This is a genomic window from Aestuariivita boseongensis (genome assembly GCF_001262635.1).
Lineage (GTDB): Bacteria > Pseudomonadota > Alphaproteobacteria > Rhodobacterales > Rhodobacteraceae > Aestuariivita > Aestuariivita boseongensis.
Window position 1 is genome coordinate 1 of record NZ_JXYH01000015.1, and the last position, 20328, is coordinate 20328.

At 62.6% G+C, this 20328-nt stretch carries 24 protein-coding genes; 6 read left to right on the forward strand and 18 right to left on the reverse strand.

Annotated elements, in window-relative coordinates; genetic code table 11:
- Nucleotides 1-33: 33 nt before the first annotated feature.
- Nucleotides 34-588 carry a peptidylprolyl isomerase gene (locus TR61_RS07955; RefSeq protein WP_050929396.1) on the reverse strand — a complete coding sequence of 185 codons (555 nt, stop codon included), beginning with the start codon at nucleotides 586-588 and terminating at the stop codon, nucleotides 34-36.
- Nucleotides 581-1087 (reverse strand): peptidylprolyl isomerase, encoded by a 507-nt coding sequence (locus tag TR61_RS07960; RefSeq protein ID WP_050929397.1) that lies wholly within the window; start codon nucleotides 1085-1087, stop codon nucleotides 581-583. The genes TR61_RS07955 and TR61_RS07960 overlap by 8 nt, the downstream gene beginning before the upstream one ends.
- A 133-nt stretch (nucleotides 1088-1220) precedes the next feature.
- Here TR61_RS07960 and TR61_RS07965 point away from each other — a divergent pair, with 133 nt between their 5' ends.
- The 5 genes from TR61_RS07965 to TR61_RS07985 all read left to right on the forward strand — a co-directional run bounded on the left by TR61_RS07965 (nucleotide 1221) and on the right by TR61_RS07985 (nucleotide 6743).
- Nucleotides 1221-2417, forward strand: coding sequence for a phosphoglycerate kinase (locus TR61_RS07965; protein ID WP_050929398.1), 1197 nt, complete (start codon nucleotides 1221-1223; stop codon nucleotides 2415-2417).
- 98 nt (nucleotides 2418-2515) lie between these two features.
- On the forward strand, nucleotides 2516-2815 hold the full coding sequence (locus tag TR61_RS07970; protein WP_050929399.1) for an FtsB family cell division protein: 300 nt from the start codon (nucleotides 2516-2518) through the stop codon (nucleotides 2813-2815).
- A 206-nt stretch (nucleotides 2816-3021) separates the two neighbouring features.
- Nucleotides 3022-4032, forward strand: coding sequence for a pyruvate dehydrogenase (acetyl-transferring) E1 component subunit alpha (gene pdhA, locus TR61_RS07975; protein ID WP_050929400.1), 1011 nt, complete (start codon nucleotides 3022-3024; stop codon nucleotides 4030-4032).
- Nucleotides 4033-4046: 14 nt separating this feature from the next.
- A complete protein-coding gene (locus TR61_RS07980) occupies nucleotides 4047-5429 on the forward strand; it encodes a pyruvate dehydrogenase complex E1 component subunit beta (protein ID WP_050929401.1) in 1383 nt (460 codons plus the stop codon).
- 12 nt (nucleotides 5430-5441) lie between these two features.
- Nucleotides 5442-6743 (forward strand): pyruvate dehydrogenase complex dihydrolipoamide acetyltransferase, encoded by a 1302-nt coding sequence (locus tag TR61_RS07985; RefSeq protein ID WP_050929402.1) that lies wholly within the window; start codon nucleotides 5442-5444, stop codon nucleotides 6741-6743.
- Between the two features lie 92 nt (nucleotides 6744-6835).
- Here the strand turns inward: TR61_RS07985 and TR61_RS07990 are convergent, their stop codons facing one another.
- Together TR61_RS07990 and cysE are read right to left on the reverse strand one after the other, a co-directional pair.
- A complete protein-coding gene (locus tag TR61_RS07990) occupies nucleotides 6836-7906 on the reverse strand; it encodes a PLP-dependent cysteine synthase family protein (RefSeq protein ID WP_050929403.1) in 1071 nt (356 codons plus the stop codon).
- Nucleotides 7907-8015: 109 nt separating this feature from the next.
- On the reverse strand, nucleotides 8016-8825 hold the full coding sequence (gene cysE / locus TR61_RS07995; RefSeq protein ID WP_050929517.1) for a serine O-acetyltransferase: 810 nt from the start codon (nucleotides 8823-8825) through the stop codon (nucleotides 8016-8018).
- Nucleotides 8826-8949: 124 nt separating this feature from the next.
- Between cysE and TR61_RS08000 the strand changes: the two genes are divergently transcribed.
- Nucleotides 8950-9249, forward strand: coding sequence for a TraR/DksA family transcriptional regulator (locus TR61_RS08000; RefSeq protein ID WP_245626845.1), 300 nt, complete (start codon nucleotides 8950-8952; stop codon nucleotides 9247-9249).
- On the opposite strand, the gene TR61_RS08005 is transcribed toward TR61_RS08000, so the two are convergent.
- The 14 genes from TR61_RS08005 to TR61_RS08070 all read right to left on the reverse strand — a co-directional run bounded on the left by TR61_RS08005 (nucleotide 9230) and on the right by TR61_RS08070 (nucleotide 20317).
- A complete protein-coding gene (locus TR61_RS08005) occupies nucleotides 9230-9526 on the reverse strand; it encodes a DUF7742 family protein (protein WP_050929405.1) in 297 nt (98 codons plus the stop codon). The genes TR61_RS08000 and TR61_RS08005 overlap by 20 nt on opposite strands.
- A complete protein-coding gene (locus tag TR61_RS08010) occupies nucleotides 9526-13458 on the reverse strand; it encodes a baseplate multidomain protein megatron (RefSeq protein WP_050929406.1) in 3933 nt (1310 codons plus the stop codon). Before TR61_RS08010 ends, TR61_RS08005 begins: the two co-directional genes overlap by 1 nt.
- Nucleotides 13458-13898: an NlpC/P60 family protein gene (locus tag TR61_RS08015; protein ID WP_050929407.1), complete on the reverse strand. Its 441-nt coding sequence runs from the start codon at nucleotides 13896-13898 to the stop codon at nucleotides 13458-13460. The genes TR61_RS08010 and TR61_RS08015 overlap by 1 nt, the downstream gene beginning before the upstream one ends.
- Entirely contained in the window at nucleotides 13895-14779 is an 885-nt protein-coding gene (locus TR61_RS08020; protein WP_082181884.1) for a DUF2163 domain-containing protein, read from the reverse strand. The genes TR61_RS08015 and TR61_RS08020 overlap by 4 nt, the downstream gene beginning before the upstream one ends.
- Nucleotides 14779-15411: a DUF2460 domain-containing protein gene (locus TR61_RS08025; RefSeq protein WP_050929409.1), complete on the reverse strand. Its 633-nt coding sequence runs from the start codon at nucleotides 15409-15411 to the stop codon at nucleotides 14779-14781. Before TR61_RS08025 ends, TR61_RS08020 begins: the two co-directional genes overlap by 1 nt.
- Nucleotides 15412-15426: 15 nt before the next feature.
- On the reverse strand, nucleotides 15427-16083 hold the full coding sequence (locus TR61_RS08030) for a phage tail tape measure protein (protein WP_050929410.1): 657 nt from the start codon (nucleotides 16081-16083) through the stop codon (nucleotides 15427-15429).
- Nucleotides 16076-16279 (reverse strand): rcc01693 family protein, encoded by a 204-nt coding sequence (locus TR61_RS08035; protein ID WP_050929411.1) that lies wholly within the window; start codon nucleotides 16277-16279, stop codon nucleotides 16076-16078. The genes TR61_RS08030 and TR61_RS08035 overlap by 8 nt, the downstream gene beginning before the upstream one ends.
- Nucleotides 16276-16599: a gene transfer agent family protein gene (locus tag TR61_RS08040; protein WP_050929412.1), complete on the reverse strand. Its 324-nt coding sequence runs from the start codon at nucleotides 16597-16599 to the stop codon at nucleotides 16276-16278. Before TR61_RS08040 ends, TR61_RS08035 begins: the two co-directional genes overlap by 4 nt.
- Before the next feature lie 4 nt (nucleotides 16600-16603).
- A complete protein-coding gene (locus TR61_RS08045; RefSeq protein ID WP_050929413.1) occupies nucleotides 16604-17017 on the reverse strand; it encodes a phage major tail protein, TP901-1 family in 414 nt (137 codons plus the stop codon).
- A 21-nt stretch (nucleotides 17018-17038) separates the two neighbouring features.
- Nucleotides 17039-17449 (reverse strand): DUF3168 domain-containing protein, encoded by a 411-nt coding sequence (locus TR61_RS08050; protein WP_050929414.1) that lies wholly within the window; start codon nucleotides 17447-17449, stop codon nucleotides 17039-17041.
- A complete protein-coding gene (locus tag TR61_RS08055; protein WP_050929415.1) occupies nucleotides 17446-17784 on the reverse strand; it encodes a head-tail adaptor protein in 339 nt (112 codons plus the stop codon). The genes TR61_RS08050 and TR61_RS08055 overlap by 4 nt, the downstream gene beginning before the upstream one ends.
- Nucleotides 17784-18380, reverse strand: a complete 597-nt coding sequence (locus TR61_RS08060; RefSeq protein WP_050929417.1) for a head-tail connector protein — start codon at nucleotides 18378-18380, stop codon at nucleotides 17784-17786. The genes TR61_RS08055 and TR61_RS08060 overlap by 1 nt, the downstream gene beginning before the upstream one ends.
- Nucleotides 18381-18550: 170 nt before the next feature.
- The gene (locus TR61_RS08065; protein ID WP_050929419.1) at nucleotides 18551-19729 is read right to left on the reverse strand and encodes a phage major capsid protein; all 1179 of its coding nucleotides are present in this window, start codon (nucleotides 19727-19729) and stop codon (nucleotides 18551-18553) included.
- Nucleotides 19730-19762: 33 nt separating this feature from the next.
- Nucleotides 19763-20317, reverse strand: a complete 555-nt coding sequence (locus tag TR61_RS08070; protein ID WP_050929422.1) for an HK97 family phage prohead protease — start codon at nucleotides 20315-20317, stop codon at nucleotides 19763-19765.
- Nucleotides 20318-20328 lie beyond the last annotated feature (11 nt).

Genomic DNA, 20328 nt, shown 5'->3' on the forward strand with positions numbered 1-20328 from the left:
GTCGGTCGTCGCGCCGCAAGGCGCGGCGAAACCTTATTCGGTGACGACGACCTTCGTCATCACATCCGGCTCTCCGGTGATCTCCAGCGTGCTGCCGTCTCCACGCTTAATGTTGTCCAGCACGTCGAACCCGTCGGTCACACGGCCGACCACGGTATATTGCCCGTTCAGGAAATAGCCCTTGTCAAACATGATGAAGAACTGGCTGTTCGCACTGTCAGGGCTCGATGAGCGCGCCATGCCCACAACACCGCGATCAAACGGAATATCCGAAAATTCCGCCTTCAGATCCGGCAGGTCCGAACCGCCGGTCCCGGCGCGCCGAATCCGCTCGGCCTCGACCTTGCCAAATTCACCATCACCGGTCTGCGCCATGAACCCGTCGATCACACGGTGAAAATAGACGTTATCGTAAAACCCCTGTTCAGCCAGGGTGACGATCCGCTCCGCATGTCCGGGGGCCACATCCTCCAGCAGGTCGATCTTGATCACACCCGAGGTATGCGCCCCTTCAACAGTGATCTCGATGCCCGTGGCCGCCGCAGGCCCCGCCGCCAACAGCGCAAAGACCAGCGCCAGCTTATGCATCGGCGGCCACCTTCACGCTGATCATGCGATCGGGCTCCGCCGGCGGCTCACCACGGGTAATGGCGTCCACATGCTCCATCCCGTCGATCACGCGGCCATAGACGGTGTATTGCCGGTTCAGGAAATGGTTATCCGAGAAATTGATGAAGAACTGGCTGTTCGCGCTGTTGGGATTGGCCGAGCGTGCAGCGCCCAACGTACCACGATCATGGGGGATCCCGGAAAACTCCGCCGGCAGATCCGGCAGGTCCGATCCGCCAGTGCCGGCCATACGCAGGTTGAAACCCGCTTCCATATTGCCGTTCTTCACATCGCCCGTCTGCGCCATGAAGCCGTCGATCACCCGGTGAAAGGCCACATTGTCATATTGTCCGGCCCGCGCCAGTTCCTTCATCCGCGCGCAGTGCTGGGGCGCGATATCCGGCAAAAGCTCGATCACGACAGTGCCGCCTTTCAGCTCCATCAGGATGGTGTTTTCGGGGTCTTTGATCTCGGCCATCTGGCTCTCCTTTTTGGTCTGTTGGGCTGATAGGTAAAACCCAATGTCGCAATTGCCAAGCTATCCATTGACGCCGGGGCGGATTCATTGGACAGGGGGCGGCGGAAAACGAGGCTGCATGAGGGGATGACAGATGGGGTGGCAGACATTGGACCAGATGGATCTGGCGGGCAAACGGGTTCTGGTGCGCGTCGATCTGAATGTTCCACTGGAAGGTGACACGGTCACCGACGACACCCGTATCCAGCGCCTTGTTCCGACCGTGCGCGATATCCTGAACGCCGGCGGCAAGCCGATCCTCCTGTCCCATTTCGGCCGCCCCAAGGGCAAACACGTCCCCGAGATGTCGCTGCGCAAACTCGTCCCTGCGATCGAAGCCGCCTTTGGTGTGCCGGTGGTTTTTGCCGCCGATTGCCGCGGCCCGGCAGCCCAGGCGGCGGCCGACAGCCTGGCCGACGGCTCTGTCCTGCTGTTGGAGAACACGCGCTTTTATGCGGGCGAGGAAAAGAATGACCCGGACCTCGCGCGCGATTTTGCGGCGCTAGCCGATATATATTGCAACGACGCCTTCTCCTGCGCACACCGGGCCCATGCCTCGACCACTGGTGTCGCGCATTTGCTGCCTTCTTGTGCCGGCCGGCTGATGCAGGCCGAACTGGTGGCGCTGGAAGCCGCGCTTGGCAAGCCGGAACGCCCGCTTATTGCCGTGGTGGGCGGGGCCAAGGTGTCGACCAAGCTCGATCTGCTGTCGAACCTGGTCGAAAAAGTCGACCATCTGGTGATCGGCGGCGGTATGGCCAACACCTTCCTTGCCGCCCAGGGCATCGACGTGGGCAAATCGCTGGCGGAGCATGACATGACCGACACTGCTGCCGATATCCTCACCAAGGCTGAAAAGACCGGGTGCGAGATCGTGCTGCCCACCGATGTGGTCGTCGCCCGCGAGTTCCGCGAGAATGCCCCGCATGAGACCTGCGCCGCCACCGCCTGCCCTTCGGATGCCATGATCCTCGATACCGGGCCGGAAAGCGTCACGCGCATCAACGCTCTGATGGAGCAGGCCCGCACCCTGATCTGGAACGGCCCCCTCGGTGCATTTGAAATTGCCCCCTTCGGAACCGCCACCTTCGCCGCCGCGCGCAAAGCCGCCGCGATGACCAAGGCCGGCCAGCTTGTCACCGTCGCCGGCGGCGGCGATACGGTCGCGGCGTTGAACATGGCGGGGGCGGCCCATGATTTCACCTATATCTCCACTGCCGGGGGCGCGTTCCTTGAATGGATGGAGGGCAAGACCCTGCCGGGTGTGGCCGCTTTGACTCAGACGGAATAATCGCGCGCCCTGTTCAAATCGGGGATTCACAGCGCGAATCACCTATGTCATAGTGCCTCTCAGCAGTCCGTCAGAGACCGCATCAGAGGCAGAACGCAGTGACCAGATCCAACAGACCCAGCTTCGGGACGCTGATCTTTTTCTCAGCCGCCTTCGCGCTGAGCATCTATTTCACCTTTGCCGCCGTGCAGGGAGATTTCGGTCTGTTCCGCCGGGCCGAGATCCAGGCCGAAACCCGCGATGTCGCCCGCGACCTCGACCGTCTTCAGGCCGAACTGGCACGGATGGAAAACCTGACCCTGCGCCTGTCGGACAATTTCCTCGACCTCGACCTTCTGGATGAACAGGCCCGCTCGGTCCTGGGCCTGCTGCGCGCCGACGAAATCGTCATTCGGTAATCCGATTCAAACGCTCCTGCTTCTTTGAGGGCACAGATCCCCCCAAGCCACGGTTGCGGCATGGAAACCCCTTCTTTTTCCCGCGATTTCACCCGGAATCTTCCAACCCTGCCCCCGCGTCATAATATCCCTCGCATCAAAGCAACAAATCCTTTATGGAATAGTTTAACGCTAAACTATCTCGCCAGAGAGGGAGCCCCCACGCCATGGCAGCGCGAAAAACTACAAAGAAACCAAATGTTTCCGCCGAGGAACTGAAAGCCTATTACCGCGACATGCTGCTCATCCGGCGATTCGAAGAAAAAGCGGGTCAGCTTTACGGCATGGGCCTGATCGGCGGGTTCTGCCACCTCTATATCGGTCAGGAAGCGGTTGTGGTGGGCCTCGAGGCCGCTGCAGAAGAAGGCGACAAGCGCGTTACCTCCTATCGCGACCACGGCCACATGCTGGCCTGCGGTATGGACCCCAACGGCGTCATGGCCGAACTGACGGGCCGCGAGGGCGGCTATTCCCGCGGCAAGGGCGGCTCCATGCACATGTTCTCGAAAGAGAAGCATTTCTATGGCGGCCACGGCATCGTGGGTGCGCAGGTGCCCATCGGCGCGGGCCTCGCCTTTGCTGACAAATACCTTGAAAACGGGCGCGTCACATTCGCCTATTTCGGCGATGGTGCCGCCAACCAGGGCCAGATTTACGAGACCTTCAACATGGCCGCGCTCTGGCAGCTTCCGGTGATCTTCGTGATCGAGAACAACCAATACGCCATGGGCACCGCCCAGAAACGCTCCACCTCCACGCCCGAGCTTTACACACGTGGCGCCGCATTCGGCATTCCCGGTGAAGCGGTCGACGGCATGGATGTGCTTGCCGTCAAGGAAGCCAGCGAAAAGGCCGTGGCCCACTGCCGGTCCGGCAAAGGCCCCTACATCCTGGAAATCAAAACCTATCGCTATCGCGGCCACTCCATGTCGGACCCGGCCAAGTACCGGACCCGCGAGGAAGTGCAGAAAATGCGCGACGAACGCGACCCGATCGAACAGGTCCGCGAATTGCTGCTGACCGGCAAACACGCCTCGGAAGATGACCTGAAGGCCATCGACAAGGAAATCAAAGAAATCGTGAATGCCTCGGCCGAGTTTGCCAAGGAAAGCCCCGAGCCCGCGCTTGATGAGCTTTGGACCGACATTTACGCCGAAACAGCGCCGCAGAACGCCTGAGGGAGATAAGAACAATGGCAACCGAAATCCTGATGCCCGCCCTCTCGCCCACCATGGAAGAAGGCACACTCGCAAAATGGCTGGTCAAGGAGGGCGACACCGTCTCTTCCGGCGACATCATGGCTGAAATTGAAACCGACAAGGCCACGATGGAATTTGAAGCCGTCGATGAAGGCGTGATCGGCAAGATCCTCGTCCCCGAAGGCACCGAAGGGGTGAAAGTGAACACCGCCATCGCCATTCTGGTCGAAGAAGGCGAAGACGTGCCCGAGGCGGTCGACGCCTCCACCGCCCCTGCCCCGGCGGCCCTCTCTGGCGAGGAAGGCAAAGCGTCCTCCCCGGCCACAGCGGCAAGCCCGGCCCCGGCCAACATCCCCGAACCGGACCTGACGCCTGACTGGCCCGAAGGCACACCGATGAAACAGCAAACCGTCCGCGAAGCGCTGCGCGACGCCATGGCCGAAGAAATGCGCCGGGACGAGACGGTTTATCTGAAGGGGGAAGAGGTCGCCGAATACCAGGGCGCCTACAAGGTCTCCCAAGGGTTGCTGGACGAGTTTGGCCCCAAACGCGTGATCGACACGCCCATCACCGAACACGGCTTTGCCGGTATCGCGGTGGGTGCGGCTTTTGGCGGTCTGCGCCCGATTGTGGAATTCATGACCTTCAACTTCGCCATGCAGGCGATTGACCAGATCATCAACTCTGCCGCCAAAACACTTTACATGTCCGGCGGCCAGATGGGCGCGCCCATGGTCTTCCGTGGCCCCAACGGTGCCGCCGCCCGCGTGGGCGCGCAACACAGCCAGGATTACGCGGCATGGTACAGCCACATTCCAGGCCTCAAGGTCGTGATGCCCTATTCGGCCTCTGACGCGAAGGGCCTTCTGAAAACCGCGATCCGCGATCCCAACCCGGTGATCTTCCTGGAAAACGAAATCCTCTATGGCCGCACCTTCGACGTGCCCGATATCGACGATTTCACCATTCCCTTCGGCAAGGCCCGCATCTGGCGCGAAGGCGATGATGTGACCATCGTCAGCTTTGGCATCGGCATGCAATATGCCCTGCAAGCCGCTGATAAACTTGCAGAAGAAGGCATCTCGGCCGAGGTCATTGACCTGCGCACGATCCGCCCGATGGACACGGCGACCATCCTGAAATCGGTGATGAAGACCAACCGCTGCGTGACCGTCGAAGAAGGCTGGCCGCAAAGCTCGGTCGGCAATTACATCAGCTCGGTCATCATGCAGGAGGCGTTTGACTATCTCGACGCGCCGGTGATCAACCTGACCGGCAAGGACGTGCCCATGCCCTATGCCGCGAACCTCGAAAAACTGGCGCTTGTGACCACCGACGAGGTGATCGAGGCCGTCAAAAAAGTCACCTACCGGTAAGGAGCGCAGAGAATGCCTACAGAAATCCTCATGCCCGCCCTGTCCCCCACGATGGAGGAAGGCACCCTTGCCAAATGGCTGGTGAAAGAAGGCGACACTGTCTCCTCCGGCGATCTGCTGGCCGAGATCGAAACCGACAAGGCCACGATGGAATTCGAAGCCGTCGACGAAGGCGTGATCGGCAAGATCCTTGTGCCCGAAGGCACCGAAGGGGTGAAGGTCAACAGCCCCATCGCGGTTCTGCTGGAAGAGGGCGAAAGCGCAGACGATATCGGCAGCGCGCCCGCCGCTGCCCCGGCCCCTGCCGCCGAAGCGCCCAAAGCGGCCGAGGCGCCTGCGCCAGCCGCAGCTCCGGCCCCCGCCGCGCCCAAAAAAGACGGCGAGCGCATCTTCGCAACCCCGCTCGCCCGTCGCATCGCCGCTGACAAAGGCTTGGATCTGGCGCAGATCACCGGCTCCGGCCCCCATGGCCGCATCATCAAGGCCGATGTGGAAGGCGCCACGGCCCAACCCGCCGCCGCCCCTGCCGCAGCAGAGGCACCCTCCGCCAAAGCAGCACCCGCAGCCGCCGCCATGCCCACCGGCCCCGCAGCAGACCAGGTGCTGAAAATGTACGACGGCCGCGAATTCGAGGAAGTCCCCCTCGACGGCATGCGCAAAACCGTGGCCTCGCGCCTGACCGAGGCCAAACAGACCATCCCGCATTTCTACCTGCGCCGCGACATTCAGCTCGATGCGCTGCTGAAATTCCGGGGCGATCTGAACAAGCAGCTGGAAAGCCGCGGTGTGAAACTGTCGGTCAACGACTTCATCATCAAGGCCTGCGCGCTGGCGCTGCAACAGGTGCCCGCCGCCAACTCCGTCTGGGCCGGCGACCGCATGCTGCGCCTGAAACCCTCAGACGTGGCCGTGGCCGTGGCGATCGAAGGCGGCCTTTTCACCCCTGTCCTGAAAGATGCAGAGATGAAATCCCTCTCGGCCCTGTCGACCGAGATGAAAGACCTCGCCACCCGCGCCCGCGACCGCAAGCTCGCGCCGCATGAATACCAGGGCGGCAGCTTTGCAATCTCGAACCTTGGCATGTTCGGCATCGACAATTTCGACGCGGTCATCAACCCGCCCCACGGCGCGATCCTCGCGGTGGGTGCAGGCGTGAAGAAACCCGTCGTCGGCAAAGACGGTGAGTTGACGGTGGCCACGGTGATGTCCGTCACCCTCTCGGTCGATCACCGGGTCATCGACGGCGCGCTGGGGGCCGAGCTCCTGCAAGCCATCGTCGACAATCTGGAAAACCCGATGGTGATGCTCGCCTGAGGCCCTGCTTCTTTCTGGCGAAAAATACCCAAAACGGGAGCGCAGCTCCCGAAAGAAAAAAATAAGCCGGGCGCCTCAGCCCGGCTTTCCTTTTACCCCATTTGATATCCCGGAGTGGATTGCGACAGGGCTATCTCCTCCTCGGTCATCTCTTCGGCCACGCCTTCAAACAATGGCGTCGACAGATACCGCTCTCCGGTATCGGGCAGCATGCACAAGATCACCGATCCCTCCGGCGCGGTTTCCGCGATCTTCATAGAAATCGCAAAAGTCGACCCACCGGAAATCCCGGTAAAGATCCCCTCTTCCGCCGCCAAACGCTTTGACCACGCAATCCCGTCCGGCCCCGCCACCGGGATCAGCTCATCGTGATAGCCCTTATCCAGCGTCTCTTGTAGCACCCAAGGGATGAAATCCGGCGTCCAGCCCTGGATCGGGTGCGGCTGAAAATGGGGATGCCCTTCGGTGGGCTGATGATCCTCGTTGCGGGTATTCACATAGCCCGACCCGACAATCGCCGCGTTCGCGGGCTCCGTCAGGATCAGCTTCACATCTGGTCGCTCGGCCTTCAGCACGCGACCTATCCCCGACACGGTCCCGCCCGTACCATAACCGGTGACGATGTAATCCAACCGCTGCCCGTCAAAATCCCCCAGGATCTCCCGCGCGGTCGTGCTGGCGTGCATATCCGCATTATCCGGCGTCTCGAATTGCGAGGCCAGGAACCACCCGTTCGCCTCCGCCAGTTCCTTGGCCTTCTGATACATGCCAAAGCCCTTCTTTTCCTTCGGCGTCAGCACCACCTTGGCCCCCAGAAAGCGCATCAGCTTTCGCCGTTCGACAGAAAAACTTTCCGCCATGGTCACCACCAAAGGATACCCCTTCGCGGCACAGACCATCGCCAACCCAATCCCCGTATTGCCCGAGGTCGCCTCAACCACCGTCTGACCTGGCTTCAGCCGCCCGTCGCGCTCAGCCGCTTCGATGATGTTCAGCGCCAGCCTATCCTTCACCGATCCCGCCGGATTGAAGGCCTCAAATTTCACATAGACGGTCACGTTTTTTGGCGCGATGCGATTGATCCGGATCGCCGGTGTATCCCCGACCGTATCCAGCACGCTGTCATAAAGCCGCCCCCGGCCCGAGGTTTGTCGAATTCCCATGTTACGCCCCTTTCAACTGTCGCAGAGGCGTTAACCATAAGAACAAAATATGCGCGCAGGCCAGAGGCGAGCGCGCATTCAGGGACGTTATTCCCGATTTAGGGAAAGATCAGCTATCTTTTCCCAGCATGTGGTTCATGGACACTGCCGGCTGGTCACAGCCCGCCTCTCCGACGATCTTGGCCGGGATGCCCGCCACCGTTTTGCAGGGCGGCACATCTTCCAAAACCACAGAACCGGCGGCAATGCGCGAGCAATGCCCGATGCGGATATTGCCCAGAACCTTGGCCCCGGCCCCAATCAGCACACCATCTTCGATCTTGGGATGTCGGTCCTCTTCTTCCTTGCCGGTCCCGCCCAGCGTGACCGAATGCAGCATCGACACATTGTCGCCCACCACAGCCGTTTCCCCGATAACGATGGAATGGGCGTGGTCGATCATGATGCCCTTGCCGATGCGGGCTGCGGGGTGGATATCCACACCGAAAATCTCGGAAATGCGCATCTGGAAGAAATACGCCAGATCGTATTTGCCCCGCTCCCACAGCCAGTGGCCGATGCGATAAGCCTGCATCGCCTGATAGCCTTTGAAATACAGGATGGGCTGCAACAAACGGTGGCAGGCGGGGTCACGTTCGTACACCGCCACCAGATCGGCGCGCGCCGCCTCGACCAGTTCGGGCGATTGGGCATAGGCCTCATCCGCGATCTCGCGCAGGATCACCATCGACATCTCGTTCGAGGCCAGCTTGGCCGCCACGCGATAGCTCAGCGCCTTTTCAATGGATTTGTGGTGCAGGATACAGGCGTGAACCAGACCGCCCATCAGCGGCTCGGTCGCCACCGCGTCGCGGGCCTCTTCGGTGATGCGATCCCAAACCGGGTCGACAGATCTGATTTTTGCGCGTGTCTCAGCCATGGCGGTCATCCTTTTTCTCGCCTCAGGTTACTCACTTAGGCGATAATTGACCAAACGCAAACCTGTGATCGGAATAATCACGAAAATGAATGACGCCGAACGAGCCCAGATGCGAGCCCTGATCATGGCCCGAATTGACGAGATCGCACGCGAAGACGCCCTTGGCGCGGAAGGCCAGTCAGTGGTCACGCTGGATCAGCAGTCGGTGGGCCGTCTCAGCCGCATGGACGCGCTGCAGAACCAGGCCATGGCCAAGGCCCAGCAGGCGCGTCGCGATCTGGAACGCCGCCGGCTCACCCATGCGCTGGCAGCGATGGAGGATGGCGAATACGGCTATTGCGAAGATTGCGGAGAGGACATTCCCCTCCCCCGCCTCAGGCTCGATCCGGCCGCGACACGCTGCGTCAGCTGCGCGTCCGGCTGAACGCACGGCGCTGCAAACAGCCCAACACCACCCGCATCGCCGCGCAGTAAGCGGGATTGTCAAAGCCCGGCTCGGGCGGCATCGGATGCCAGCGCGCCACTTCCATCAAAGACCCTGTCCCCCACAGCGGATGTGCCTTTCCGGTAAACTGCCGATACCTGTCGGCCCGCGCCGCACGGCGCAGAAATCCATCACAAACCGCCACCCGGTCGGGCGCAGGAACCATCATCAAGGCCCGCGCGGCGGAAGATACATCGGCATAATGCACCCTTCGCATCACAGCATCGCCGTCACGCGCCCGAACAACCCCGCGCCATAGCGGGCCGAGATCTGCGCAACCTCGAACCGCAGCGCGCCCGCGGCCCCATCCGCCGTCTGATCTGCCAGTTCATAACGCCATGCGGGTGCCGTGACCTCGACCTCACGCAACAACGTGTCATTCTGGAAGACCCGCACCAGATAGGCCTCGCGTTCCTCACCCAGCGGCACCTCGGGCACGTCCCAACTGTCGCCATCCACCCGCGTACGGCGGATCCAGCTCAGATCCAGCGCCCCGCCCGGATCCTGAGTTGTCCGCAGATGCACGGGCGACAACGGCCGCAATCCGTTGCCGTCGAAGGCCTCGACCCTCTCCACATAGGATGGATCATCCACCGGCCTCAGCGCAGGTCCGATCCGGAAATACTTCGCGATCCGACGCTCTGCCGCACTCAGCGGGATCTGTTCAGGCGCCCCATTCAGCAAGACGACCCACGACCCCTCCGGCCACAAATCCGGCATCAGCGCATCACTGCCCAACTGCCCGCGCAACCGCCCCGACAGCCAATAGGTGCCCGGTCCGATGACATCGGCAGTCTGAAACTGAAACAGCTCCCAATTGCCCGGCGTACCATCGCCAATCGCGGCCAGATTCGCCCCGTTCAGAACCGAGGACAGGGGCCTGCTTTCCAAAGCGCCGTGAAGCAGCTCGACCTCCAGCGCCGCGCCATTATCCCACACACCAGGCCTTGCGCGCGACAGCTGGGTCTTCGTTCGACCAATCACCGACCGCTGGGTAACCAGCAGATCCTGCCGGAAATCCTCCGGCCGATCCGAACTCCACACCGCCACCGATCCCGGCCAGGGCGAGGCCGTGGTCGCCAGATGCGGCGCATGGGGCACCTCGTCCCCGGTGATCAGCGGCAGGTCCAGAAACAGCGGCTGCACCGGAACCGGCGGCACAAAGGCCCGCGTGGCGGCCAGCCCCTCCTCGAACGAGGCCGGATCATAAACCGAAGGTTCGATTCGCACCGCGTCCAGCACTCGCGACCCGGCCTGCTCCACCCGGTCCACACGATAGATCTCATCGGCCAGACCATCCGTACCGGGAATCGACACGATATCCCCCGCCCCGATATCCAGCCGCGACGGCGGCAGGGCAAAGCGGATCGTATCCCGCGCAACCCGCGATTCAATCAGCCAGCGCTCCACGATCCTGCGCGCCTCGCCGCGGGTCAGGGCCAGCGCCGTTTCGCTGGACGATACCGCATGGGTCGCCTCATCCGGTGGCACCGCTTCCTCTGATTGAATGGCGTGATCACCTTCGGTTTCGACAAACCGCAGCCGCACGCGACCGGCCAGCTCTGCATCCGTCTCCCGCGCACGGGCAACGCCGCCCGCAATTTCCTCTGACATGGCCAGCAGATCTGGCTCGACCGGCACCGCCTCGGCCTCCCCGCGCATCTGAAAGATCAGCCGTCCATCCCGTTCGACCGCGTCAAACCCATAAGCCAGCATCAGCGGCTGCAACTCGCTGCGCCCATCCGCCACCTGATCCACGCCATAGCCACGCACCATCCCCTTCAGCGCGCTCACATCAAAGGCCGCCACACCGGCGCGCTCGCAAATCTCGGCCACCACAGATGCCAGGCTGCGCGAGGACACCCGGCCATTGATCCAATGGCCGCGCAGGTAATTCAGCCCGTCGCTCCACTGCGCCAGGTTGTTGGGAAAGAACGGAAACGGCCGCGTGTCCCATGCCCAGACATAGGCATTCGCCATATCGACCATCCGACCGGCGTAAAGATCAGCCTCCGGATTGTTCTCCGCCATGCCCCAGTATTCATACATCGCGCGCAAGTACTGCGCCTGGATGAAATCATCCCGCTGCCCGTTCGAATAAAGCGGCAAAGAGCTTTCCGAGGATTTGGGATCCAGAAACTTGTTAGGCTGGTTTGTCCCCTTGTCCACCGCACCACAGCCCAGCTCGGTGAACCAGATGGGCTTGCTGCGCGGCTCCCACGCCGTGGGCGTTTGCGATCGCACACCGCCAACCCTCTCGAAATGGGCGTTCTCCCACCAGTTGCGGATGTCCTTGTAACGGTAAATCCAGGGCTCCCCGCCTGCGCCATCCTCGATTGGCGTGCGGATCTGCGCCTCCCGCGCCTCGGCCGAGTGGTAGAACCAGTCATACCCCTCCCCGCCCTGAATATTGGCTTTCAGATAGTCCAGATCGTAAATCGACGGCCACAGCGCCGCATCCGCATGATCGCGCCCTTCCCGCCAATCGGACAGCGGGATGTAGTTGTCGATGCCCACGAAATCTATGTTGGCATCGCCCCACAGCGGGTCGAGGTGAAAATACCGATCCCCGCTGCCATCTTGAGGCTGATATCCGAAATATTCCGACCAATCGGCGGCATAGCCGATCTGCGCCTCGGGCAGCAGAACGCGCACCTCTGCAGCCAGCGCGCGGAATTGCTCCACCGCCGTGAAGGCATTGCCTGCACCTCGAATCCAGGTCAGCCCCCGCATTTCCGTGCCGATGGCGAAGCTGTCGATCCCCCCGGCAGCTGCACACAGGGCCGCGTAATGCAGGATGAACCGCCGCATCCCCCAGTCATTTGGATTGCCGACATAGGTGACCACACCATTGCCCACGATGAAATCGGACGCCTGCGCAGTGCCAAAGAAATCCGCAACTTCCTGATCGGCCTGCGCCGTGCCGTCGGGCGACCCGGGCCGCCCCGGCGCGGTGCTGAGCGTGATGCGCCCCCGCCAGGGCAAAGCGGGTTGATCGGTTGCGCCGGAATAGGGGTCAGGCAGACCATTGCCCCCAACCTGATCCATCAGGATGAACGGGTAAAACAGCACCCTCTTGCCCGCGTCACGCATATGCCGGATCGCTTCCACAACCGACGCATCAGCCGGCGTGCCCCCGTAAACAGGTCGCCCGTCCACCTCTTCCAGCACATCTGCCTGCCCACGGCTCAGGCCCGACACGCTCCACGGCATCGCCTGCCCCTCGGCCTTGTCGGTCTCGACCTTCGGCACCAGCGTGCAGGATCCACAGCGCAGATCATCCCCGAACCAGCACACAACCAGCGAGGCCGCCTCGCAATTCGGCGCCTCCTCCCGAAGGGCGGTAAAGGATGTTTCGAAATCCGTCAGCCCCGACGGGCTGTTGAGATTGGCCGCCCAGGTGCTGCCCGGCTGATCCGAGTAATAAACCGGCGTCGTCGCCAGCGCGTATTCCCCCGTCCCCGGCACCAGTGCGACGCCTTTGACACCGTGCGGCATCGACGTTGCCGCCTCCTCGGCTTCAGCCGAAATGGGCCGCGTGATCTCGAATGAAAACTGTGGCACCCGGTTGCCGAACCGCCCCAGATCAACCGCCTCCATCACCACATAGGCCGTCCCGCGATAGGCCGGAACCTGGCCCGCGCCTTCGACCGCCTCCATCAGCGGATCGGGCAACTGGTCATCGGACCCGGTATAGACGGTCATGTTCAGATCACGCAGCGACACCTCTTCCCCATCGGCCCAGACGCGCGACACCGAGGAAATCTCACCCTCGCACAGCGCAATGGCAAGGCTGACGGTATAGCTGAACTGCGTCACCTGAGGCTGCGGCGGCCGGCCTTTACCGCCGCCACCACTGGTTGCGACTGTCTCAAGAAAATCCGACGCCCAAATCACCTGTCCGCCCAACCGCACGCGTCCAAAGCTGCGGGCGATGGCCGTACCCTCGCTGGCCCCGGTCAGGCGAAACCGATCCACGCGGCCCACTTCGACGGGGTCAGAACCGGACCCCAGCAACCGCTGATCAATCGCCTTGCCGATTGTGGCCCCCACAGCCCGCCCGATGGCAACGGATGAAAGCCCCAGAACCGTGCCCCCGATAGACCCGCCAATGGCAGCACCGGCTGCGGATAAAAGCAATGTCGCCATTACGAGGCCTCCATTGGAAATGCAAAACGTGCCACGATGCGCCGCCGCCAGGGCTGGCTCAGCGGGCTTTCAACAACACCGCGGCCGGAATAGGCATGGATAAAAGACGCCCGCTCAGACAGGCCCGAGACGATCCCAAGATGCTTGGCCACCGACCCCGCGCGCATCCGAAACAGGATCACATCCCCTAACTCCTCATCAGACAGCGCCTTGGGCAGCAGATGGCGGCTCGCCGCCTGCCACAGCCGCTCTGCCCCCTGCGGTTCGGACCAGTCCATCGAATAGGCAGGCACCGCTTCGGGCTCGTGTCCCAGAGCGGACCGCCACACACCGCGCACAAGCCCCAGACAATCGGCCCCCGCCTGGCAACGCGCCGCCTGATGCAGATAGGGCGTGCCCAGCCACCGCCGCGCTTCTTCCACGATGTCGGGGCGATTCATCGCCGGCTCCCCCCGGTATTGGGATTGCCCGATCGCGGCACAGCCACCAACCAGTCTTCTCCGGGGATATCCGGAAAGCCCTGATAATTCAGATAATTGTCGAATTTCTGGCGGCAGGTTTCCGACCGCTTGTCACAGCCTGCCTGCAACTGCACCAGATCGCCGGGCTGAAGCCGTGCGCGCAAGGGTGACCAAAGAACGATCTCGCGGCCCGCATCCGTCTGCTGATCGGCCTTGATCGCAGCCCAAAGTCCCTGTGCGGCACCACTCAGCACATTCAAACGCCCCCGCGCGAACCAGTCCGGCAGGAAGCCATCCAGCCCGTCCCATTGCAGCGCACCGTCCGCGGTGATCCTGTCCACCGCGATCTCGTGGGAATAGCCGGCCTGGCTCAGATCGAACCGACATTGCCTGTCGCCCAGAACAGCCGTACAGGGTTTCTGATAGGCCCGCCCCATCGGCGCATTCAGCGCCTCGGTCAAACCCCGCAGCTCGGCCTCAAACGCCCCGCCCGCGCGCTTGATCTCCCCGATGGAGCCCCGGAATTGCAGCCACCGCTGATCCGGTTCAGCCCAATTCACCAACCACGCCCTCACCTCCGCCCCATCAAAGCGCCCGGCTTCGATATCGGCCTCGCGCAGCCCGGCATCGCTCAGCACGCCCAGCGCTTCGGTATTGTCCACCGAAAGCCCGGTGGACTGCTGCACCGCATAGGCCGTAAGCCCGGTATCGGGCTTGAAGCTGACGCCTTCGAAATTCAACGGCAGATCGTGATCGGTAAATCCAAAGGTCACGCCATCCCGGCGCGTGATCGCCCAACAGCGGCACAGCGTCGTCTCGCCCCCCTGCAGATGCGCCTGCAATTCCAACGGCAGCCCCATCAGACCCGAACCTCCACCACAGGTACATTGGGCACGTCGCCGGCCTGAAAACTGGCCACGCTGGTCTGAATGCGATCGGTGTCAAACCGCACAGGAACGTCAAACTCGAACCCCGCCGTCACCGCCATGTCCTGATCCGGCGGCCGGTTGAACGTCACCATGCCGGAAGTCACATCGACCTCATAATCGACGCCCTCCTGCATCTCATCCTGCTCCACCCCGATCCGCACGGTGCCAGCCACCGGCTTGGCAATCGGGCGCGCATAGGAAAACTCCCCCGACCGATAGGTCTTGACCAATTGAAACCCCGTCTGCACCCCATTGCCCAGCGCAATGACCTGATCCTGATAGGTCAACTCTTCTTTCGCAGGGCCGGATTTGTAATCCGCCCAATCCTTCCAGCGAAACGCATACATCTGCCCGCGCCGCGCCTCGAAAAAGGCGATCAGAGTTTCCACATCATCCAGCGACCGCATCCCCAGCCCGGCATCATAGCGCCTGCGTGAATGCGCCCAGGGCGTGTTGCGTTCCTCAAAACCATTGGCCAGCGTCACCACATCCGTGCGCCGCTCCGGCCCCCCGATTGACCCAAAGCTCAGCGACGCAGGAAACCGCACCTCGTGAAAATTCATGGGCTTGCCCTCCGATCAGCGATTGCGATTGCCACGGCCCAGCGCGCGCGACATCTGCGCGGCGATCTGGCCCTGGCTGCGTTGAAAACTCTGCACATCCGGCGTGCTGACATTGATCACCACATTCGTGGTGCCCCCCGATCCGCGCACACCCAGCTTGCCATCGGCCCCACGCGCCAAAGGCATAATCGCCTCAGGACCGGCCTCGCCCATCAGGCCAAGCCCGCCACGCATGGGAAACATCGTGGGCCCCTGCACAATCCCGCCCGAGGCAAAGGGCATCACCCGGCCTTGAGAAAACGTGCCCCCATCCGCAAATGGCAGGATCCCCTCCATCAGGTTCGACACGCCCCCGGCGATCATACCGCCGAAATGGTTGGTGATCGGCCGCATCGCGGCGGAATAGACGGTGTTCGAAATCGATCGTGCCAGCCCGCTCAGCGCATCCGACAGCTTGTCGCCGTCAAAGACCACCCCGTCAAAGGCCTGGCGCAATCCGCGCGACAAGCCCCGCTCCAGCGTCGCGGCATCCTTGCCTGTCGCGGCAAAGCTTTCCCGGATCCGCTTGAGTTCCCCATCAAAGCTCGCCGCCATGGACGAGGCCGTCCCCAGGCTGTCGCTCAGGCCTTCTGATGCGATCTCCAGGTGCTCAATCCCGCTCGTCTCATCCATCACCGCTCTCCTTAACTCTGTCGGGATAAGCGTCCTGCAACGCCTCAAGCCCCGCCCGTGTCATGGGCGCGCGTCCTCCGCCTTGCCCCAGCATCAGCGCCAGTTCCGCAGGCGTCAGCGCCCAGAACTGATCAGGAGGCAGCCGTAACCCCTGCATCCCCGCACGCATCAGCTGGGGCCATGCGAACCCGCTCATGCCGTCTCTCCCGGCACAATGAACGCACCTGCCAGTACCGCTGCTGCCGCGCGCGCCGCGCCTATGGGGCCGCCGTCAATCTCAGCCTGGGCCAGCTGCTCTGCCTCCATCGGATTGCCACCGCCCACCAAAGCGGCCTCAAGCAGCGCCAGCACATCCGCCGCCGAAAATCCGCCGCTTTCGAACCGTTCTACCAGCGCCACCAGCGACCCGGTCTGCAGCCGCGCCTCAAGCGCGGCCAAAGCCCCAAGGGTCAGCCGCAAAAGCCGCGGCTTGCCGTCGATGGTCAGCGTGACCTCTCCGCTCCATGGATTGGCCATCAGATCACAGCGCCGTAAATGTCAGCGCCCCGGCACTGGCCAGCGCCATCTCATAGGTCGCCTCGCCGTTATGCGTTCCCGCATATTCGATCGAGGTCACCTGAAACGGGCCTTCCACAATGCCGAAATCCGGGATGATCACCTGAAATGCAGGCGTTTCTCCGTCAAAGAACAACTGCCGCGCGCGCTCATCGGTGCCCTGATCCTTGAACACGCCCGATCCCGAAATGGCGGCCGATTTGACCCCCGCACCAGACAGCAGCTCGCGCCAGCCGCCCTGGCTTTCCAGGCTGGTGACATCCACACTTTCGGCGTTGAAGCTCACCCTCGTGGCGCGCAGCCCTGCGATTGTTTCGAACTGACCACCACCGGTCATATCCACCTTCACCAGAAGGTCCTTGCCTGATTGGGCAACCATATCTTGTCTCCGCTTCTTGGGTTAAACGTCGTCCACGCGTGCGCGGAACCTCAGATCAATCTGCCGGACCGAGGCCGCAGACCCGCTGCGCCGCGCCACGGCACGTTCGAAATTCAGATACACAAGCTGACCGCGCGACAGGCTCATGGGCTGGGCCAAAGCCTCTGTTACCGCCCCCGCCACGATCTTGGCCTGCGAAAACCCCGCCGCCTCGGACACAACCGTGATCGTCAGGCTGTGCAGGCTTCCTGTGCCCGTGACATCAGACCGGTCCATCGCGGTCTCGGTCCCCAGCATCACGTAAACCGGTGGCGCGCTCCCCGCAGGCACCTCGTCATAAACCGCATCCCCGATCAGCGCCGCCAGCGCTGCGTCGCCCGTCAGGCTTTGATAGACCGCCGCCTGAAGCGCCGATGACGCTGCATAGCTCATGTCGCCACCTCTTCCTTGGCAAAGCAAACCAGGTACCGACCCGCCGGGTCCCATTCACTGACCGCCTCAATCGCGAAAATCCGTGTGCCTTCACGAAACCGCTGTCCCGCCAGAGGCCGGGCCGCCGATCCCACGGGTGCACCTCGCACGACGATCCGCAACATCACAGCCGACACAGCCGACACCACATCGCGCGCCTCCCGGCCACTGCGCGTGGTCACCTCTGCCCACAGCGTGCCCAACTGCACCCAGCTTTCGGAAAACCCGCCGGCACCATCGGCCACCCGCTCAGATGCCTCCAGAACCAGCGCCCGGTTCAGATGCGGCGCACCCATCAGTCGCGCCCCGCACGCAGCCGCAGCGACCGGTACCGTTCAATCAGGCTCGATACCCCAAACGGCATGCACCCACTGGGCAGCGCCGTTTCATGACGAAACTCGTAATAATGGCTGGCCAGCAGCAATACGGCCTGTGCCAGATCAGATGGTACGCCGTCGAAATCCGCTGCATAGCCCGCCACGAAGGTGATCCGCGCCGATCCATCCTCAGCCACAGTCGGCAGCAACATTCCGCGAGGCTTCAGCCGCGGGCGGTGCATATCCTGCTCCAGCCAATACTGGTCCGCCGGCACCACCGACTCCTGGCCCAGCCGATCCACCAAGGCGACATCCGTCACCGACACGACCGGAGCGACCGGAAACGCCTGGCTCATTGCATTCTGCCAGCCGCTCAGGACCAGCGAAAATGTCCGCGCGATCAGCGCCTTGCCTGTCCGCGCCTCGATTGCCGCAATGGCTGCCCGGAGAAAACTCCTCAGAACGCCGTCTTGCAGGGTCTCCGCGGCAAACCCGGTGCCCAGCCGCAAATGCGCCTTGAACGCATCAACCGGCAATGCGGCGTCCGGAATGGCGTTTTCTTCGATCAACATCATGGAATTACTCCGAAAGTCTCAAACCCACACGGGAAGTCCGGTCGCGTGGGAAACCGGCCACGTGCCCGCACCGCGTTGCTCGAACGGAGGGGAGCAGCTGGACAACACGGGACGAAACACGCGCCCGATCCCAGGGCTGGCCCGAACCGGGCCAACCCCATCGCCACCGCTTATGCGATGCCGAATTTCATCAGCTTGATGGCAGCAAAATCGCTCACATCCCCGCCCACGCGCTTGGTGGCGTAGAACAGGACATGCGGCTTGGTGCTGAACGGATCGCGCAGCACGCGCAGGTCCGGACGCTCGGCCACGGTATAGCCGTTGCTGAAATCCCCAAAGGCGATGGAAAAGCTGTCGATCGCGGCATCAGGCATATCCTCGGCGATCAGCACCGGATATCCCATCAGGCGCGCAGGCTCACCCGCGGCAAGACCGTCCGACCACAGGAAGCGGCCATCCGCATCCTTCAGCTTGCGCACCAGCCCGGCGACCTTGGAATTCATCACGAAGGTCGCATTCGCACGGTATTGCGCGCCCAGCGCATAAACCAGATCGACGATCGCCTCTGCCGTCAGATCCCCTTCGCTGCCAGACGGCACATAGCCAAGATTGCCCCAGCTCCAGGTGCTGTTGTCGACAGCCGTATGCGCAAGAAACCCCTTGGGTTTATCCACACCATCGCCATTGATGAAGGCTGCCGCTTCTGCACGGGCGAACTTGTCGGCAATCCGGCCCGCCAGCCAGCCCTCGATGTCGAACGCGCTGTCATCCAGAAGCCGCTGCGATGCGCGCGGCATCGCGCTCAACTCGTTCAGCGGGATCGAAATCCGGTCGATCTGCGGCGTGTCGCTTTCCGCCTGTGGGCCCGCTTCCGTGGCCCAACCCGCGCCGACATCGCCATGATCAACCAGCACGTCATAAGACGTCGCCTCGACATTCACCACATTTGAAATCGCACGGATCGAGGCGCTGGAGTTCAGCACCGACTGCACCGTGTCCGAGGTTTGCGGATCCACAAGATACCCACCATCGCTGTTGACTGCGGTGGACAGCGCCTTGCCCTCCAGCTCCAGCCCACGCAGCCCGTCATCATCACCCGACCGCAGATAGGCGTTGAAGGCTTTCTTGTGGGGGGCGGCCAGATCGACACCGCCGGCCAGGTGCGGACGCGCCGCGGTTACAGATTTACGATCCAGCATGGTCACTCGCTCTTCGGTTTGTTTCAGTTTGGTTTGAATGTCGGCCTGAAAGCCTTTGAATTCAGACATGAAACCGGCCACAGCCTGTTTCACCTCCTCGGCCGGAGACACACCTTCCCCGACCCGAGACATCGCCTCGGTCTTGCTCATCCGCTCGTCCTTTCCGTGTCGCAGATCCGGCGCTCAGCGCCGTTCCATCTCCAGCCGCGCGCCCTCGAAGGCCGCCGCCACGTCGCGCCAGGCTGCATCGGTGTCAGGGGTCTCCCCCTTTGCCGCAACCCGCGCACTGGGCAGCATCGGGAAGGTCACCAGCGACACTTCCCAAAGCTCCAGTTCCTTCAGCAGCCGCTGACCGGCTTCGGTCTTTGCGGCCTTCACCGTCCTGTATCCGATCGACAGCCCGTCAATCGCGCCCGCCTCGATCAGGGCGATCGCTTCGCGCCCTTTCTGCGTGCCGTCCAGCAAGCGGCCTTTCACATAAAGCCCGCGCGCATCCTCGCGCACCTCGTCCCAGACGCCGATGGGCTGGGCCGGATCGTGCTGCCACAGCATCTTCACCCGACGCCCGTCCGCCCCCAGCGCCTTCAACGATGCGGCATAAGCCCCCTTGCCCACGATATCGCCGCCCTGATCGGCCTGTTCAAACAGACTGGCATAGCCCTTGATCACTGCACCATCCGTAATTGTCACCGCCTCGCCAAAGCGCGCAAATTTATGTTCCAGTCCGCCGATATCCACTGCCCCGCTCC

Coding starts and splice junctions, on each gene's coding strand:
- TR61_RS07955 (WP_050929396.1), bottom strand. CDS start 588: ATGCATAAGCTGGCGCTGGTCTTTGCGCTGTTGGCGGCGGGGCCTGCG.
- TR61_RS07960 (WP_050929397.1), bottom strand. CDS start 1,087: ATGGCCGAGATCAAAGACCCCGAAAACACCATCCTGATGGAGCTGAAA.
- TR61_RS07965 (WP_050929398.1), top strand. CDS start 1,221: ATGGGGTGGCAGACATTGGACCAGATGGATCTGGCGGGCAAACGGGTT.
- pdhA (WP_050929400.1), top strand. CDS start 3,022: ATGGCAGCGCGAAAAACTACAAAGAAACCAAATGTTTCCGCCGAGGAA.
- TR61_RS07980 (WP_050929401.1), top strand. CDS start 4,047: ATGGCAACCGAAATCCTGATGCCCGCCCTCTCGCCCACCATGGAAGAA.
- TR61_RS07985 (WP_050929402.1), top strand. CDS start 5,442: ATGCCTACAGAAATCCTCATGCCCGCCCTGTCCCCCACGATGGAGGAA.
- TR61_RS07990 (WP_050929403.1), bottom strand. CDS start 7,906: ATGGGAATTCGACAAACCTCGGGCCGGGGGCGGCTTTATGACAGCGTG.
- cysE (WP_050929517.1), bottom strand. CDS start 8,825: ATGGCTGAGACACGCGCAAAAATCAGATCTGTCGACCCGGTTTGGGAT.
- TR61_RS08000 (WP_245626845.1), top strand. CDS start 8,950: ATGGCCCGAATTGACGAGATCGCACGCGAAGACGCCCTTGGCGCGGAA.
- TR61_RS08005 (WP_050929405.1), bottom strand. CDS start 9,526: ATGCGAAGGGTGCATTATGCCGATGTATCTTCCGCCGCGCGGGCCTTG.
- TR61_RS08010 (WP_050929406.1), bottom strand. CDS start 13,458: ATGGCGACATTGCTTTTATCCGCAGCCGGTGCTGCCATTGGCGGGTCT.
- TR61_RS08015 (WP_050929407.1), bottom strand. CDS start 13,898: ATGAATCGCCCCGACATCGTGGAAGAAGCGCGGCGGTGGCTGGGCACG.
- TR61_RS08020 (WP_082181884.1), bottom strand. CDS start 14,779: ATGGGGCTGCCGTTGGAATTGCAGGCGCATCTGCAGGGGGGCGAGACG.
- TR61_RS08025 (WP_050929409.1), bottom strand. CDS start 15,411: ATGAATTTTCACGAGGTGCGGTTTCCTGCGTCGCTGAGCTTTGGGTCA.
- TR61_RS08030 (WP_050929410.1), bottom strand. CDS start 16,083: ATGGATGAGACGAGCGGGATTGAGCACCTGGAGATCGCATCAGAAGGC.
- TR61_RS08035 (WP_050929411.1), bottom strand. CDS start 16,279: ATGAGCGGGTTCGCATGGCCCCAGCTGATGCGTGCGGGGATGCAGGGG.
- TR61_RS08040 (WP_050929412.1), bottom strand. CDS start 16,599: ATGGCCAATCCATGGAGCGGAGAGGTCACGCTGACCATCGACGGCAAG.
- TR61_RS08045 (WP_050929413.1), bottom strand. CDS start 17,017: ATGGTTGCCCAATCAGGCAAGGACCTTCTGGTGAAGGTGGATATGACC.
- TR61_RS08050 (WP_050929414.1), bottom strand. CDS start 17,449: ATGAGCTATGCAGCGTCATCGGCGCTTCAGGCGGCGGTCTATCAAAGC.
- TR61_RS08055 (WP_050929415.1), bottom strand. CDS start 17,784: ATGGGTGCGCCGCATCTGAACCGGGCGCTGGTTCTGGAGGCATCTGAG.
- TR61_RS08060 (WP_050929417.1), bottom strand. CDS start 18,380: ATGATGTTGATCGAAGAAAACGCCATTCCGGACGCCGCATTGCCGGTT.
- TR61_RS08065 (WP_050929419.1), bottom strand. CDS start 19,729: ATGAGCAAGACCGAGGCGATGTCTCGGGTCGGGGAAGGTGTGTCTCCG.